Annotated in this window: 17 protein-coding genes; 6 read left to right on the top strand and 11 right to left on the bottom strand. The window is 69.7% G+C overall.

The window, feature by feature from the left end; translation table 11 throughout:
* Positions 1–654: 654 nt before the first annotated feature.
* From VGT06_10960 to VGT06_10970, 3 genes are all read left to right on the top strand, one after another.
* Entirely contained in the window at positions 655–1674 is a 1020-nt protein-coding gene (locus VGT06_10960; protein HEV8663640.1) for a Gfo/Idh/MocA family oxidoreductase, read from the top strand.
* 245 nt (positions 1675–1919) lie between these two features.
* On the top strand, positions 1920–2126 hold the full coding sequence (locus tag VGT06_10965; protein HEV8663641.1) for a hypothetical protein: 207 nt from the start codon (positions 1920–1922) through the stop codon (positions 2124–2126).
* 8 nt (positions 2127–2134) lie between these two features.
* Entirely contained in the window at positions 2135–2326 is a 192-nt protein-coding gene (locus VGT06_10970; protein HEV8663642.1) for a hypothetical protein, read from the top strand.
* Positions 2327–2509: 183 nt separating this feature from the next.
* Here VGT06_10970 and VGT06_10975 read toward each other — a convergent pair whose 3' ends face one another.
* Complete coding sequence (locus VGT06_10975) at positions 2510–3220, bottom strand: chlorite dismutase family protein (GenBank protein ID HEV8663643.1); 711 nt, start codon at positions 3218–3220, stop codon at positions 2510–2512.
* A 40-nt stretch (positions 3221–3260) separates the two neighbouring features.
* Positions 3261–4037 carry an enoyl-CoA hydratase-related protein gene (locus VGT06_10980; protein ID HEV8663644.1) on the bottom strand — a complete coding sequence of 259 codons (777 nt, stop codon included), beginning with the start codon at positions 4035–4037 and terminating at the stop codon, positions 3261–3263.
* A 174-nt stretch (positions 4038–4211) separates the two neighbouring features.
* Here VGT06_10980 and VGT06_10985 point away from each other — a divergent pair, with 174 nt between their 5' ends.
* The 3 genes from VGT06_10985 to VGT06_10995 all read left to right on the top strand — a co-directional run bounded on the left by VGT06_10985 (position 4212) and on the right by VGT06_10995 (position 6370).
* A complete protein-coding gene (locus VGT06_10985; GenBank protein HEV8663645.1) occupies positions 4212–4880 on the top strand; it encodes a response regulator in 669 nt (222 codons plus the stop codon).
* A 102-nt stretch (positions 4881–4982) separates the two neighbouring features.
* Entirely contained in the window at positions 4983–5582 is a 600-nt protein-coding gene (locus tag VGT06_10990; GenBank protein ID HEV8663646.1) for a response regulator, read from the top strand.
* Entirely contained in the window at positions 5579–6370 is a 792-nt protein-coding gene (locus VGT06_10995) for a response regulator (GenBank protein HEV8663647.1), read from the top strand. The genes VGT06_10990 and VGT06_10995 overlap by 4 nt, the downstream gene beginning before the upstream one ends.
* Here VGT06_10995 and VGT06_11000 read toward each other — a convergent pair.
* From VGT06_11000 to VGT06_11040, 9 genes are all read right to left on the bottom strand, one after another.
* Entirely contained in the window at positions 6367–6717 is a 351-nt protein-coding gene (locus VGT06_11000; GenBank protein HEV8663648.1) for a (2Fe-2S) ferredoxin domain-containing protein, read from the bottom strand. The genes VGT06_10995 and VGT06_11000 overlap by 4 nt on opposite strands.
* A 28-nt stretch (positions 6718–6745) precedes the next feature.
* Complete coding sequence (locus tag VGT06_11005) at positions 6746–7153, bottom strand: PaaI family thioesterase (protein HEV8663649.1); 408 nt, start codon at positions 7151–7153, stop codon at positions 6746–6748.
* Between the two features lie 15 nt (positions 7154–7168).
* Positions 7169–7579, bottom strand: coding sequence for a DUF2203 domain-containing protein (locus VGT06_11010; GenBank protein ID HEV8663650.1), 411 nt, complete (start codon positions 7577–7579; stop codon positions 7169–7171).
* A gap of 59 nt (positions 7580–7638) precedes the next feature.
* Complete coding sequence (locus VGT06_11015; GenBank protein HEV8663651.1) at positions 7639–8199, bottom strand: nucleoside-triphosphatase; 561 nt, start codon at positions 8197–8199, stop codon at positions 7639–7641.
* A 33-nt stretch (positions 8200–8232) separates the two neighbouring features.
* Positions 8233–8742: a bifunctional nuclease family protein gene (locus VGT06_11020; GenBank protein ID HEV8663652.1), complete on the bottom strand. Its 510-nt coding sequence runs from the start codon at positions 8740–8742 to the stop codon at positions 8233–8235.
* A 61-nt stretch (positions 8743–8803) separates the two neighbouring features.
* The gene (locus VGT06_11025) at positions 8804–9424 is read right to left on the bottom strand and encodes a methyltransferase domain-containing protein (GenBank protein HEV8663653.1); all 621 of its coding nucleotides are present in this window, start codon (positions 9422–9424) and stop codon (positions 8804–8806) included.
* A gap of 50 nt (positions 9425–9474) precedes the next feature.
* On the bottom strand, positions 9475–12396 hold the full coding sequence (locus tag VGT06_11030) for a DEAD/DEAH box helicase (GenBank protein ID HEV8663654.1): 2922 nt from the start codon (positions 12394–12396) through the stop codon (positions 9475–9477).
* Between the two features lie 29 nt (positions 12397–12425).
* Complete coding sequence (locus VGT06_11035; GenBank protein HEV8663655.1) at positions 12426–12806, bottom strand: cyclophilin-like fold protein; 381 nt, start codon at positions 12804–12806, stop codon at positions 12426–12428.
* 261 nt (positions 12807–13067) lie between these two features.
* Positions 13068–13817, bottom strand: a complete 750-nt coding sequence (locus tag VGT06_11040) for a serine protease (GenBank protein ID HEV8663656.1) — start codon at positions 13815–13817, stop codon at positions 13068–13070.
* Positions 13818–14488 lie beyond the last annotated feature (671 nt).

A 14488-nucleotide genomic window follows, 5' to 3' on the forward strand; every position in this document is an offset into this window, starting at 1 on the left:
GATAGTTGGAGCAATCAGAAAGTGCAGGCTGGTTGAAGGTGGATTCACAGAGACCCGTTCCAAAACCCTGGGGCGCCAGCCACTCGCTCAGTGTCATCAGCACCGGGGGTTGTGTAGGCAGCGAAGACGATCCAAAAGCAGATGGTTTTGGGACGTCAACGACCGCAGGGAGGAGGCAGGGCACCCCCGCAATGCCCCTTTTCTGGCGCGGACCTATGGCTAAGGGCGGCTGTCGGTGAGAAATGCGTTCTGGCTCGCCGCTTCCGGGTGCGGGGCGCGTTCAGCTTGGCGACGGGCAGCGAGAAGTCTCACAAGAGCTGTGAGCGTACTTCTGACGGGGTTGCCCGGGGGAGCAGGTGGCAGATCAGCTTCGTGGGGCTGATGACCGAATGCATTGAGAGGGACGATCAATGGCAGCGCTTGATGTTGTCTATGAAGCGGCCGTGCACTGGACTGGGTTCGCCCCATCCTTGGGGTGCTCCAGGCGAAGCCTTCCCTTGCTGACCAATGCGAACGGGGGCCCGGCCACCCGAACTTTCGGTTGCCTCGCCTCCGGGCTGCCCGTATAGTTCCGGCGATGCCAGCCCAGGGTCCGTCGCAGGGAGCATCGCCGCGGGCGGTCCCGCCTCCGGGCGGGGAGGAGGCGGCCTCTTAATGTCCGGCGTGCGCTTCATCCTCCTCGGGACCGGCTTCTTCGGGCGGAAGTGGCTGGAGACTCTGAAGGCCCACCCCGACTGCGCTCTCGCGGCGGTGGTCTCCCGCACCCCCGAGCGGGCGGCCGCCACGGCCGCGGAGCTCGGCCTGTCCGCACCCGCCTTCGCCAGCCTGGAGGAGGCCTGCCGGCGCGTGGCGGCGGACGCGGCCCTCGTGACGCTCCCTCAGGCGCTGCACCGGGACGCCATCGTCCGCGCGCTCAGCCACGGCCTGCACGTCCTCACCGAGAAGCCGCTGGCCCTGGACATGACCGAGGGCTCGGCCATCCTGGAGGCCGCCCGCGCGCGCCGCGATCGGTGGGTGATGGTCAACCAGAACTTCCGCTGGCGGGCGCCCGTTCAGGCCCTCCGGCAGGCCCTCCTGGCCGGGGCGATCGGGCGGCCCCAGGCCATCCTCCACGAGTGCGCCATGGACAACCGCCGGGCCACGGTCGGCGGCTGGCGGGAGGCGCTCCCCGACCCGTACCTCCAGGACATGGCCATCCACCACTTCGACCTGCTCCGCTACCTCACCGGCCTCGAGGCCGAGGAGGTGTTCATTCGAGCCTTCCGGCCTTCCTGGACCTGGTTCGCCGGCCGGCCGGCCGCCGCGGGCTTTCTCCGGTTCGGCGATGCCGCCGTTTCGTACAGCGGCACCTTCGCGGCTCGCGGCCGGGAGACCCTCCCTGAGGGGGTCATCACCCTCACGGGGGAGGGCGGGACGCTCCGGCTCGATGAGCGCGGGGAGGTGACCCTGTACCGGGAGGGCCGAGCGACCCCCCTCCCGCGCCCGGCCCTTCCGCGGGAGGACCTCGCGGCCACCCTGGACCAGTTCGTCGCCGCCGTCCGGGGCCGGACCCAACCCGAGACCCGCCTCGAAGACAATCTGAAGTCGTTCGCCATCGTCTGTGCCGCCCTCGAGTCGAGTCAAACCGGTCGGCCGGTGGCGGTCCCTCCCCTCCTGACCTCGCTCTCGTTGTGAGCGCGCGCCGCCGGGGCCGCTTCCATTCCGGAGCGCCGCAGAAGCCCGGCGTCAGGAATTGTCATTCGACCCCCACCGAAAGCCTCTAGCCCGCCTCGGCCTCTACCCCCTAACCCCTCGCCAGCCCGTGAATTTCCCCCGGTTGCATCTTGGCACGCCGCTTGCTCGTCCGAATAGGCGAAGGCTGTGACCCGTCTCACCCTGGCAGGAAAGGGGGCAGGTCCCTGGACGGGACAGGAGGGGCCGTGGAGGCCATGGCGGACATCGAGAGGACGGCGCTCGACACCCTCACCCTGCGCATCGGGCAGCTCCGGGAGGAGGTCCACCGGCTGGCGAAAGAGCTCGACGCACTCCTGGTCTGGGAGCGCTACTGTCCGATGTGCGGCCGGGGGCTGCGGCGGGAGAGTGTCAGCGAGGTGACCCGGTGCACCTGCGGGTGGGTCTGGGAGTAAGGTCGCCGATGTACGAGATCCGCTGCATCTTCTGTAAACGGATCCACCGCTCGGAGTTCTTCGACGAGATCGAGGAGGAGATCCTGGGCTGCCGGGACCGGGCCCCGGAGTGGCAGAAGGGCCGCCTCGACACCTACGAGGATCCGCACCTGAAGCCGATCAGCCCGGAATCCACCGCCTACGCCGAGGGCTACGTCTAGTGCCGGGCCAACTGACGTCGCCTCACGTCGTTCTCGGTCGTCGGCGGTCCTCAACGTACATACTGCGTACGCCTCCGGCCGCCTCCTCCCTCGGGCCTCGTGATGCTCGTCATTTGGCCCGGCACGCCTGTCGTGGTCTGAGCATTAGCCCCAATTCGTTGCAGTCGCACTAGCCCGCCTTCGTTACCCCAGCAGATCCAGCATCTCCGCCGCCGGGACCGCGATCCCGGTCAGGATCGGGGTGTCCCGCAACGTGTAGCGGCTGGCCTCCGTCTCCCGGAGCTCCATCACCAGGTCCAGGAAATCGGCCGGGACATCGGACTCGAAGGCGACGATGAACTCCTGATCGTCCAGGCCGAAGGAGTAGGTGGTGTTCAGCTTCACGGTCGGGTACCGATGCCCGACGGTGATGTGCTCGTCCATCATCCCCTGGCGGGCCGAGCGGGACAGGCGGTACCAGTCGCGGGTCTTCACGAAGGGGTAGACGAAGAGGTACCTGGCCTCCCCGGGCTTGACCGCCAGGCGGACCCCCTCCTGCCCCTCGTGGACGTGCTTGTCCACGTACAGGGAGCGCTTGGTCATCCCCAGGTAGGAGTGGGAAACGGCCAGGTACTTCCCCAGCCCGGTCTTCAGGAACCGCGCCTGGAGCTCCTGGAACGCCTCCAGGCGATCGCTGATCGTCCAGAGGAGGAAGTCGCAGTCCCCCCGGGTGCCCAGGCAGGAGTAGCTCCGGATCGTGACGGTCGCCCGGGACTCCTCCAGCGCGGCCAGGAATTCCTTCCGGGTCGCGTCCCGCTCCTCCTGCGGGAGGCGCCGCCAGGTCGGATCCACCCGGTAGGCCGCGTAGCGCACGTACTGGCGCTTCTGCCGCTCCTTCGGTTCCTTCTCCGCCATCGCTCTGCCCTCGCTCCCGCCGTCCCCGCCCCGGGTCGCGCTACTGCCCCCGGAAGCGGGGCGGCCGCTTCTCCAGGAACGCCTGCATCCCCTCCGCCCGGTCGTCCGTCGTGAAGAGGAACGCCTGGGCCATCTTCTCGAAGGCCAGGCCGGGGGCCATCCCGTCCGCCATCCCCACGGTGATGGCCGCCTTGGCCAGCCGGACCGCGAGCGGCCCCTTGCTCAGGATGAGGCGGGCCAGCTCCCGGGATCGCGGCAGGAGCTCCGTGTGGGGGACCACCTGGTTGACGAGCCCGATGCCCCTGGCCTCGGCGGCGTCAATGATCGCGCCGGTGAAGATGAGTTCCTTCGCCTTCCCGACGCCGACCAGGCGGGCCAGCCGCTGGGTCCCCCCGGCCCCCGGGAGGATCCCCAGGTTCACCTCCGGCTGCCCGAAGCGGGCCCGCTCGCTGGCGATCCGGAGGTCACACGCGAGGGCCAGCTCGCAGCCGCCCCCCAGGGCGAATCCGTTCACGGCGGCGATGGTCGGCTGGGGCAGGTGCTCCAGGGTCCAGAACGTCTCGGCCAGGCCGTGGGCCAGCCGGTGCTGGGGGCCCTTCGCCGCGAGGGCCCGGATGTCGGCCCCGCTCACGAAGGCCCGGTCCCCCGCGCCCGTGACGATCACCGCGCCGACCGCGGGGTCCTGCTCGATGGCGGCGAGCGTCTCGTTCAGGCGAGTCCTGACCGCGTCGTCGAGGGCGTTCAGGACGTCGGGACGATTGATGGTGAGGGTGGCGATGCCCTCATCCACCTCCACCAGGAGGACATCGGCAGCCATGGGACCCTCCGGGGGCGGGGCAGCGGCGACGCCATTCTAAGGGCGGATCCCCGCGTTTTCAATCAAAAAGCCTGCGCACCGGCGCCGGCCGCCCCTGGCGCGTTTCTTGCTGCCCGGGGTCCCCGGAGGAGTATGCGTGGCGCATTTCCTAGCACGGACGGGCTGATGGGGCAGATGGCGCGCAGGGACGGTGGGGACGCGCTCCACGCCGTGGCGGCCGAGCTGGAGCGGCTGGAGGGAGAGGTGGTCCGCTTCCTCACGACCTTCGGCCAGGCGCTGGACCAGCTCCGGGAGCAGGTCCTGCTCCTCCAGGCGAGCCCGGGCCCAGCGGGCGAGGTGAAGCGAGCGCCCGCCGCTCTCATCCCGGCGGCGGAGCCGGTGGCCCAGGCCGCCGGCGCGGCCGTCGCGCCGGAGCCGGAGCCGCGCAAGGCGGCCGCGGGTGCGCCCGTGGAGGGACCGCGGGGGCGGATCCTGATCATCGACGACGAGGCCTTCATCCTCACCGTGATTCGCGATGTGCTGCAGGCTACCGGCTTCGAGGTGCTCACGGCCAAGAACGGCCTCGAGGGGATCGAGACGGCCCGGCGGGAGCGCCCCGAGGTGATCATCCTGGACGTCATGATGTCCGGCATCGACGGCTACGAGACCTGCCGCCGGTTGAAGCGGGAGGAGGCCACCCGGGATGCCGCCGTCGTCATGCTGACGGCGCTGGAGAAGGAGCAGTTCAACACCAAAGCCTTCAAGGCTGGCGCGGGGTGGACGGTCACCAAATCCCTCGATCCGGCCAAGCTCATCAGCACCGTCGGCCTCGCCATGGACAGCCGCCGCCGGAAGGGGCCCTGAGGTCCGGCTCGCCCCTGGAGCGGCCTGCGCCGGGCTCCGGGGTGAAGGAACGGACCTGGTGTCCCTGTTACATTTTTCCCCCAGGCGGCCCGGGGGAGGCGCATGGCCCCCTCTGATCCCAAGCACGCCTTCCGCTTCTGCCCCTCGTGCAACGAGGAGGTCTACACCTATACCGTCCAGGCCGCCCTGGGCCCGGAACTCCGCTGCTCCGCCTGCGGCCTGCCGCTCGCCGCGGCGGCCACCCTGGCTCCCGGGCAGCTGGAGTGCGTCCTGGTGGCGGACGACAACCGATTCTACCGGACGCTTCTCCGAGACGTTCTCATGGAGCGCAAGCTGGCAGAGACCGTGGAGCTCTGCGGCGGCGGCGCCGAGCTGCTCTCCCGGGCCGCGACCCGATTCCACGATCACCTCCCTGTGAAGCTGGTGATCCTGGACGTGATGATGACCCCCTTGAACGGGCCCGCGACCGGGATGGCCTTTCGGGCGCTGGAGAAGGGGCTGGGGATCTCGCCGGCCGCCCCCATCCTCTTCGTGTCGGGAAGCCCGGTGGATGAGGCGATGAAGGCCCTTCTGGGAAAGTGTGCGCCGGCCCTGTTCCTGCACAAGGGGGCGGACAAGAGTCCGGCGGCTCTGGGGCAGCGCCTGGAGCAGGTCATGGCGACGCTGCTCCGCTCGGCGGGCACGGGAGGGCGGGGGCGATGAAACAGCTGCGGGTGCTGATTGTGGACAATGACCGGTTCGTGGTCGAGGCCGTGGGGGACATCCTGGCCGAGGCCGGGTATCTGGTGCGGAAGGCCTATGACGGCCTCGAGGGGCTCCGCGCGCTTCGTCGCGAGCCCCCCGACGTCCTGATCCTGGACCTTATCATGCCCAAGGTGGACGGCGGCCGCCTCTGCCGCTACCTCCGGCAGGACCGCCGCCTGCGCCACATCCCGGTGATCATCTTCTCGGGCCTGGCGGCGCGGGATATGGGAGAGCTCGGCGGTCTGGACGCGCAGGCCTACGTGGCCAAAGGGCCGTTGCCGATAGTGTCCGAGAACCTCCTCAAGGCCCTGAAGACCCTGGCGGCCCCGCCCCAGGGCGCGGAGGGGACGGGGGTGGTCTTCGGCTACGAGGGGTTCCGGCCGCGGCAGGTGGTCACGGAGCTGTTGGTCGTCAAGCGCCACCACGAGCACCTCCTCCGGCACCTGGAAGAGGGGGTGGTGGAGGTCGATGCTGCAGGGGCGGCCACCTTCCTCAACCCGTCGGCGGAAGCCTTCCTGGGGGTCGCGGAGGCGGGGGCGGTGGGGAAGGCCCTTGTGGATCTCCTGCCGGAGGCGGATCAGCGGCCGGTCCGGGACGCGCTGGACGTCCTGGGGAAGGACGAAGGGGGGGGCCCGCGTCACGTCACCCTGCGGGGCACGCCCCGCCCCCTCGAGGCTGCCCTGCACTACCTTCCCCCCGAGGGGACCCAGCCGGGCGGTTATATCTTGATCCTGCGGGAGGCCTAAGCCGCAGGGCCACCCGCCAGGCCCTCGTCGAAGAGCGCCTTCAGGAAGAGCCGTTCCACCGGCTGCCCGCCCACGATGTGCTTCTCCATGATCTCCGGGACATCGGCCGGGGTCACCTTCCCGTACCAGACGCCCTCGGGGTAGACCACCACGGTCGGGCCGAGCTGGCACGGCCCGAGGCAGGTGCAGCCGTTCAGTCCCACCTTCTCCCAGAGCCCCCGCTTCTCCATCTCCTCCTGGAAGGCGGCCATGGTGTCGCGGCCCCCCTTGCCGGTGCAGTCCCCTTTGGGGTGGCCGGGCGGACGGGCGTTCATGCACACGAAGATGTGGTGGCGGTAGTTGATCATCGCGGCTCCTCGGCGCGATCCTCCTGCCTCACTCCGCGACCAGGTTGGTCACCAGCCCCTTGGCGATGAGGCGCCCCGCCTCGTCGGTGACGGTCACCTCGGAGACGGCGATGCGGCGTCCCCGGCGCAGGAGCCGCCCCTCGGCCGTGACGGCGCCTCCCTCCACGGGGGCCAGGAAATTCAGGCTGTACTCCACGGTCGGGATGGGGCCATCCACCCCCGTGGTCAGGACGGCGAGGCCCCCGGCCGAGTCCACCAGCGCGCCGATCACCCCTCCGTGCATGATGCCGAAGGAGTTCTTCAGGTCCGGCCGCAGCGCCAGCCGAACCCGGGCCACCCCCTCCTCGGCGGAGACGAACTCCATCCCCAGGAACTTCCAGAAGGGCGAGCGGTCCATCCGGCGAAGCAGGCGGGCGAGGACCGGGTCGTCGGCCATGACACCCCCCGGGGGTCAGTCGGTGCCCTCCAGCGGCTTGCGCCCCGCGAACCCCTCCTCGGTGCCGTGCCAGAAGGCGACCTGATCCTCGTCCGCCTTCCAGCAGAGAAGAACCTCCCGCCCCGCCCGGAGGGCCGGGAAATCCACCAGGAGCAGATCCAGGTCCTTGAGCACGCAGCCCAGGGCCTGGACCTTCTGGATCTCGGCCTGCAGCTCCTCCCCGATGAACTCCGCCTCCTTTCGGAGGCTGAGGAAGTCGGGAGAGGCCAGATGGTGGCCATTGCCCGCGGCCTGCTGGCGGAAGACGGCGAGCGCCTCGCGCTTGTCCCGCAGCTCCCGGTGCTTCTCCGCGATCTTCTGCAGGATCGGCCGGAGCGTGGGGAGCAACGCGTTGGCCTCGTCGAGGGTGAAGTACCTGCGCGGCATCGCTCCCTCCCGATCCTGTGCGGAACAGCCGGTAGGCTATCCGAGGGCGACTCGGAGCGTCAACCGGAAACGGACAGCGGGCCGGTGAGCCGGCGCAGGAGAGTGCTGGCTTCGGTGAAGCAGGTCTCCCGGTTGGCGCGGGTCACGGTGAGGCAGCGCGCGCCGGGGTGGGCCTTCACCCGATCGGCCACGGGATGGGGGCGGAGCATCACCGTGGCCAGGAGGGGGACCCCCGCGCCGAGCGCCGTCTCGAGGGTGGCCACGAAGCGCGGGGAGGCGCACTCCATCTTCCCGATCTCGTCCACGACCGTCAGGGAGCCGGCGGCGACGGCGGCCTCCAGGCTGGCCGTCCCCAGGCCGTCCAGGACCGCGAGGTCCACGCCGTAGGCGCCGACGCGCGGGGGGCCCGGGAGGCGGCGGTGCGCCAGCACTCCCCTCTGGCCGTCGAGGGTCTCGAGGGTGAAGCCCACGCGTGCGTTCCCCTCACGGATTTCCGCCGTGAGGAAGCCGCCCCGCGGGCCCGGGAGTGTCGCGAGCAAGCGGTGGAGCAGGGTGGTCTTGCCCACGCCGGGAGCGCCGGTCAGGAGGAGGACGCGGGGGATGGGAGGGGGGGAACCCATGGGGGCCCGCCGGGGAGAGCGGGCAGCTGCCCTTCAGGGCTCCTTCTCCTCCGGGGGAGCCTTCAGGGCGGCCTCCGCTGCCAGGATGGGGGCTCCGGCCCTGAGCGCGAGCGCGATGGCGTCGCTCGGGCGCGAGTCGATCTCGAGCGGCTCGGCCCCTCGCCGCAGGGTGACGGTGGCGAAGTAAGTGTTCTCCTTCAGGTCGGTGATCACGATCTTCTCCAGGGTGTAGCCGGCCCGGCGGATCACCGTGAGGAGCAGGTCGTGCGTGTAGGGCCGGGGAGGGGTGACCCCTTGCAGCGGGAGGGCGATCCCGACGGCCGCCGACGGGTCGATCACCATGGTCAGGGCCCGCCGGTCCGTCTTGCCCCGGAGCAGGACCATCGGTTGCCCGGACTGCTGGTCGGTGGCGACTCCCAGAACCTCCATCTCCTGGGGGGCCGGGTTCGCATTCTGGGGCAGGACCGGGGCGGGGAGGAGGACGAACAGGAGGCTGGCGAAGGCGGCGGCGAGAACGCCGCGGAGGGAGCCGCGGGCCGTCATGGTACTCCTCTCGGCGGTCGCCGGTATGCGGGTGGCGGGGTCCGCCCGCGGCCCGCGGCCGTCACTTCCGGTTGATGCACCGGACCAGGCGCCACCCGTTCAGGGCGTTGACGCGCTGGACTTGGTCCGGGACGAGCCCGGCCTGCTCCAGGAGGGGCCTCAGGGCCAGGTCGGGCTTGAAGAGGCCCAGCTTGGTCGTGATGGGGGCCACCAGCTCCTCGATGGCCCCCATGACCGGGTTCTCGCTCTTGAAGTGGTTCAGCATGACGATGGCGCCACCGGGGCGGCAGACCCGGCGGGCCTCCCGGAGGACCTGGACCGGCTCGGGGACGGCGCTGATGACGTAGGTCGCCAGGACGTGGTCGAAGGCGTCATCCTCGAAGGTGAGGCGCGTGGCGTCCATGACCAGCAACCTCACGTTAGTCAGCCCCAGTTCCTCCACCTTCTCCTGGGCCTTCCGCAGCATCTGCCGCGAGAGGTCGATCCCTACCAGGCGGCAGCGGCGGGGGTACAGGGGGAGGTTCAGTCCGGTCCCGATCCCGATCTCCAGGACGCGCTGGCCGGGAGTGATCCCCATGAGGGAAACCGCCGCGACGCGCCCGCGATGGAAGATCCGGTCGAAGAGGAGATCATACGCGGGGGAGATGACATCGTAGGCGCGCTTTACCGCTGCGTACTCCATGGATGAGGCCTCCTCGGGCGCTGCGGGCCGCGGCAAGAAAAGTGGGGGGATTATAGCCCGCCTGCGGGGGGATTGGGAACAGATTTTTGGCTGAAATCCACCGGAACCCGGACGCCTCGCCCCTCCCGGTCGCGGTAGAGGAGGTACCCGTGCTCCCGCCCGAACCGGTACAGGGCGGCCGTCAGCTCCACGTCGGCGGTGCAGTAGGCGATGACCTTCTGGACCTCCCCCGCCTTCCACCACGCCAGGCTCTGCAGACCGTCCGCCTGCTTCGCGGCCTGCAGCGTCTCCTCCGCGAGGTGGCCGAGGGTGAGCCGGAAGCCGAGGCGGCTAAAGACCTGCTCCAGCATGTCCAGGGTAGGGAGGGCGTTCAGGTCGAGGGAGGCGTAGGGCTGCAGGACCCCGTAGTCGAACCGGCGCACGTTGAACCCGACCACCAGGTCGGCCGAGGCGAGATCGGCCAGGAGCGCCGGCGCGTCCCGCTCGAGGTAGACGCGGCTGAGCCCGCTGCCCAGGTCGTGCGTGACGGCCACCGCGATCCCCATCCGGTCGCAGCGCTCCCAGCCGCCCACCTCCTCGGCGCTCCGCTGGGTTTCGACGTCCAAAACCAGGATTTTGGGGGCAACGGTCCCCGTTCTTGGCTGCTCGCGGGCCGGGGCTGCGCCCGGCAGGGCGGCCGCCGCGGCCTCGGCGCGCGGGACCTCCGGTCGCCCCGCGGCCGCCTCCTGGCCGACGGCACCCAGCAGGGCCCGGAGGATGAGGGACGCGCCGGCCTTGTCGAGGGGCTTGTTCCCGGAGCCACACTTGGGGGACTGGACGCAGGAGGGGCAGCCGTCCTCGCAGGGGCAGTCCTGGAGGAGGGCGACAGTCTCGCGGAGCCAGGGATCGAGCACCTCGAAGCCGCGCTCGCTGAGGCCGATGCCGCCGGGGATCCCGTCGTAGACGAAGATGGCCGGGCCCCCGACCTGGGCGTGGAACGGGGTAGAGATCCCGCCGACGTCGTGGCGGTCGCAGAGCGCGAAGAGGGGCAGGAGCGCAATGGCCGCGTGCTCCGCCGCGTGCAGCCCGCCCATGACGTGCCGTCCGGCCTCCCGCGCGAGCCGCGCCACCTCATCCGGGACCTCGAGCCAGAGGCCGACCGTCTCGAAGGTCTGGGGGGGGAGGTCGAGGGGGTAGGCGCCGATCTTGTCCTGGCCGCGGATCCGCCGCTTCTCGTAGCCGGTCACGCGGGTCGTGACCTTCAGGCGCCCCAGCCGGGCCCGGCAGCCCGGCAGGTCGCGCGTCGCCAGGACCTCCAGGATCTCGGTGTCCTTCTCGGTGACCGCCTGGGTGTAGTAGTCGGCCTCGACGGGCGCGGCCCGGATCTCCCGCTGCTCGAGGTCCAGGCTCAGGATGGCGTACTGCCGCCCCTGGTGCAGGTAAACGGCGCCGGGGTGGCACTCGGTCAGCGCCCGCATCCCGTCCACCGTCCCGATGGAGCGGTCCCGCTCGTCCAGGATGGGGAAGGCCTCCCCGATGCTCCGGATGCTGATCAGCCGCTGCGGGTAGCGGACCCGGCTGTAGTACTCCGTCCCCGAGGCGCTCTGGGCGAGGCGCCCGTCCTTGAGCAGCGCCTCCAGGGCCGGCTTGAGGTCGAGCCCGGCGAACGCGGGCTCGCCGGGGACGACCGGCAGCTCGGCCGCGGCCGCCGTGAGGTGCGCCTGGAGGATCTGCCGGTTGCCCGGGTCCACGATGGCTGGCTCGAAGCCCCGCGCGAAGAACTGGTCCGGATGGCGGAGGAAGTACTGGTCCAACGCGTCGGGGAGGGCGACCAGGACGATGAGGGCCTCGCGGGTGCCCCGGCCTACCCGGCCGCCCCGCTGCCAGGTGCTGGTGATGCTGCCCGGGTAGCCGACCAGGATGCAGGCGTCGAGGCCGCCCACGTCAATCCCCAGCTCGAGGGCCGAGGTCGAGATGACCCCCCACAGGTCCTCCTGGAAGAGCCCGGCCTCGATCGCCCGCCGCTCCTCCGGCATGTAGCCGGCCCGGTACGCCCGGATCCGCTCGGCCAGGCGCGGGGCCTGCTCCTGGGCCCACATGGCCATCAGTTCGGTGATCTTCCGCGCCTTGGTGAAGGCGATGGCCTTGAGACCCTGCTCCACGCAGCGCAGGAGCAGCTCCGTCGCCTCCGCGTAGGGGCTGCGCTGGGGGTTGACCAGGACGAACCGCTTCCCCCGCTGCGGCGAGCCGTCCTCCGCGAGGACCGTGAAGGGCAGGCCCGTGAGGGCGGAGGCCAGCTCGCCGGGGTTGCTGATCGTGGCGGAGCAGGCGATGAACTGGGGGGAGGCCCCGTAGTGGGCGGCGACCCGGCGCAGCCGCCGGAGCACATGGGCGACGTGGGAGCCGAAGACGCCCCGGTACGTGTGCAGCTCGTCCACGACCACGTAGCGGAGCCGTTCGAAGAACCACTTCCATTGGGGGTGGTAGGGGAGCAGGCTGAGATGGAGGAGGTCCGGGTTGCTGATCAGGACGTTCGGCGGCTGCTCCCGCAGGCGGGCGCGCTCGTGCGCCGGAGTGTCCCCGTCCAGGATGGCGGCCGTGATGCCGCTCCCGGGCGGGATGAGGTCCCTGAGCGCCCCGAGCTGGTCCTGCTCCAGCGCCTTGATGGGGAAGAGGCAGAGCGCGGTGGCCTCCGGGTCGCCGAGGCAGGTCTCGAGGATCGGCAGGGTATAGACGAGGCTCTTGCCGCTGGCGGTCCCCGTGGCGACGAGGGTGTGCCGGCCGTCGCGGACGGCCGCGATCCCCTCCGCCTGGTGCGCGTAGAAGGTGGTGATGCCCCGGCGGGTCAGGATTTGCTGGAGGGCCTCTGGGAGGGCCGGCTCGAGGGGCCGGGTCCGGGCCGGCCGCGGCGGGAAGGTCCGGAGGTGGATGGCCACCTCCCCCGCCGTCCCGCGCCGGGTCAGCTCGCCGAGGAACCGGTCGAGCTCCGACACCATGCCCTCGCGCCGATCGGGAGGAAGGATCAAGCCTGCTCGAGGGTAACGCGCGTCCCCGACCGGACCTGCTTGAAGACCGTGGGGTCCCCCAGGACGCGCCCGATGACGTTCACGGCGCTGGCGGCCCGGACCTCATCCCCGGTGCTCACCGGGGTTGGGCCGAAGAAGATGCAGAACGCGGTCTCGGGGGGCCAGTACCCGAGGTCTCCCCGCTCGACCACCTCCCGCGCGTCCCGCTCGAGGGCGGCCTCGACCGGGATCGTGAAGTAGATTTCGTCCCCCCAGGTGCTCGCCTGGGCATTCAGGGGCAGGGCGCTCCAGATCTTCTCGGCCGTGGGCGACCCGTTCAGTGTCGCCTCGGCCGTCACCGTCCCCGCCCGAATCCGGATCTTCCGGCCCCCCGCCACTCCGTGCCTCCTCCCCCCGCCCGCGCGGGATATAGCACGCACTCGTTCAGGCCGTCAAGGTAGCGTGGCCCCGGCCGGCGGCTGCCGGTCCCCGCTGCCCGCCCGCTGGCCAGTGCCGGAGGCCTACCCCTTCGCGGAAAGCCCAACAGGCGCAACAGCAGTCTCATGCGGCGACCTCTCGGGACCATGTAACGCTCGCGATAAGCGGCCGCCCCGAGCGGACGCGAGGCAGCGGTACGATCGACTGCGGGGTTGGACCGCTCATGGTTGACCGGATTTCAACCTTGGGCCACGAACGATGACAAAGCCGTCGTCCGCTAGTTCTTGCACCACGACGTCGCGGCTCGAGCTGCTTCTCGGTGTGATAAGGCCGGACACTCTGAGAGGCAGGATGTCGGCGATCCGAGAAACGAACGAGCAATCCGTACCGTCGTAGCCAGTGCTGTTGATGCCGAGTGCCGCTCCGTTCGGCCCAAACACAGGGCCGCCGCTCGCGCCCCCATGGACGTGCATCGATGTTTGAAAGCACGGTGCAGGCATAACAACGCGGTCCCGGCCGGAGGCGAAGTACGCCTCAATTCGCCCTTCAAAGTAAGCCGGATAGAAGTGGAGTTCTTGCGGGCGCTCGCCTCGGAACACGGTCTTGGGATACGCGTAGGTTGCTACTGGTGCGCCGACCAAAGAATGTTCAGTCGATAGCGTAAGCAGCTTGTTCTTCAGAGGCGCGCCGGTGTTGTCGGTAATGGGGGCAGCTACGCCTACAGCAACGTCGGCGAGATCATGGCTCACGCACCGCAGAATCGGTCGCAATAGGTAGTGGTCTCCAGGAAGGAACTGAACCAGCCCGATGGGTGCCGTCTGGTTCCCCGCCTCATCGATCACGTCTAGCAGCACATGCTTGGCCGAAGCGAATAGGCCGTCGTCTGTGATGAAGAACCCGGTCCCGATGAGCCGGAAGAGGCCGTTCGGCTCCTGCTGCACTATCGGAAAGATGACTTCGTTGGGGTCCACTCGTCGCCCGTCGCCGTCGAGAGCACGAAAGGCGGTATGTGGAGCCTCGCCGGGAAGAGGGTGTGGAGTGAGGTTCGTCATTTTACGGTCAAACCGAGCGGCGCCTGAGCGGCACGGGCGCAGGCCCGCGGCCTTGCCGGAGCGCCTGGCGGCGCGTCAGAGTCGCCTCCCACTGACCTTCATGAGCAAAGCAAGCCTCCCGTAGGGCGCGGTCGGCTTCGGTGACAGCTTAGGCTACCCCGCCTGATGACCTCGATCATCCAGCGCCCATTTGGGAAGCTGACAGTGCACACATTTCCGCGCAAATTGATTTACGAACCACCACTTCGCGAAAAACCAGTTACCGCAACGCGGGCATCGCCAATGGCTGAACGGTAGGCCAGCAATAAGAAACGCAAGCATCCACGTGCCCGCAATGACATAGACCGGGAGGTCGGAGCCGACGAGTCTGATCAAGGGATATGCAACGATAAAGACACCTGGGAGATATGTGATCCAGACGACCAAGAAGATACGGCGACGCTTCCTATAGTCTCGCCATTGTTCGGCATAAAGCTGTTGAACTGCCATCGGATCAGCCTAACGGCCCAGTTCACCAGCCCGCAGACAGCAGAGCGAAGCGGCGGTGTTTGCGGGGCCAGTGCAACTGGTAGTTAGCCGACCTATGACCA

Origin of the sequence: Candidatus Methylomirabilis sp., assembly GCA_036000645.1 — a bacterium.
Lineage (GTDB): Bacteria > Methylomirabilota > Methylomirabilia > Methylomirabilales > JACPAU01 > JACPAU01.

Coding starts and splice junctions, on each gene's coding strand:
- VGT06_10970 (HEV8663642.1), top strand. CDS start 2,135: ATGTACGAGATCCGCTGCATCTTCTGTAAACGGATCCACCGCTCGGAG.
- VGT06_11010 (HEV8663650.1), bottom strand. CDS start 7,579: ATGCCGCGCAGGTACTTCACCCTCGACGAGGCCAACGCGTTGCTCCCC.
- VGT06_11015 (HEV8663651.1), bottom strand. CDS start 8,199: ATGGGTTCCCCCCCTCCCATCCCCCGCGTCCTCCTCCTGACCGGCGCT.
- VGT06_10990 (HEV8663646.1), top strand. CDS start 4,983: ATGGCCCCCTCTGATCCCAAGCACGCCTTCCGCTTCTGCCCCTCGTGC.
- VGT06_10985 (HEV8663645.1), top strand. CDS start 4,212: ATGGCGCGCAGGGACGGTGGGGACGCGCTCCACGCCGTGGCGGCCGAG.
- VGT06_10995 (HEV8663647.1), top strand. CDS start 5,579: ATGAAACAGCTGCGGGTGCTGATTGTGGACAATGACCGGTTCGTGGTC.
- VGT06_10960 (HEV8663640.1), top strand. CDS start 655: ATGTCCGGCGTGCGCTTCATCCTCCTCGGGACCGGCTTCTTCGGGCGG.
- VGT06_11000 (HEV8663648.1), bottom strand. CDS start 6,717: ATGATCAACTACCGCCACCACATCTTCGTGTGCATGAACGCCCGTCCG.
- VGT06_10975 (HEV8663643.1), bottom strand. CDS start 3,220: ATGGCGGAGAAGGAACCGAAGGAGCGGCAGAAGCGCCAGTACGTGCGC.
- VGT06_11020 (HEV8663652.1), bottom strand. CDS start 8,742: ATGACGGCCCGCGGCTCCCTCCGCGGCGTTCTCGCCGCCGCCTTCGCC.
- VGT06_11025 (HEV8663653.1), bottom strand. CDS start 9,424: ATGGAGTACGCAGCGGTAAAGCGCGCCTACGATGTCATCTCCCCCGCG.
- VGT06_11005 (HEV8663649.1), bottom strand. CDS start 7,153: ATGGCCGACGACCCGGTCCTCGCCCGCCTGCTTCGCCGGATGGACCGC.
- VGT06_10980 (HEV8663644.1), bottom strand. CDS start 4,037: ATGGCTGCCGATGTCCTCCTGGTGGAGGTGGATGAGGGCATCGCCACC.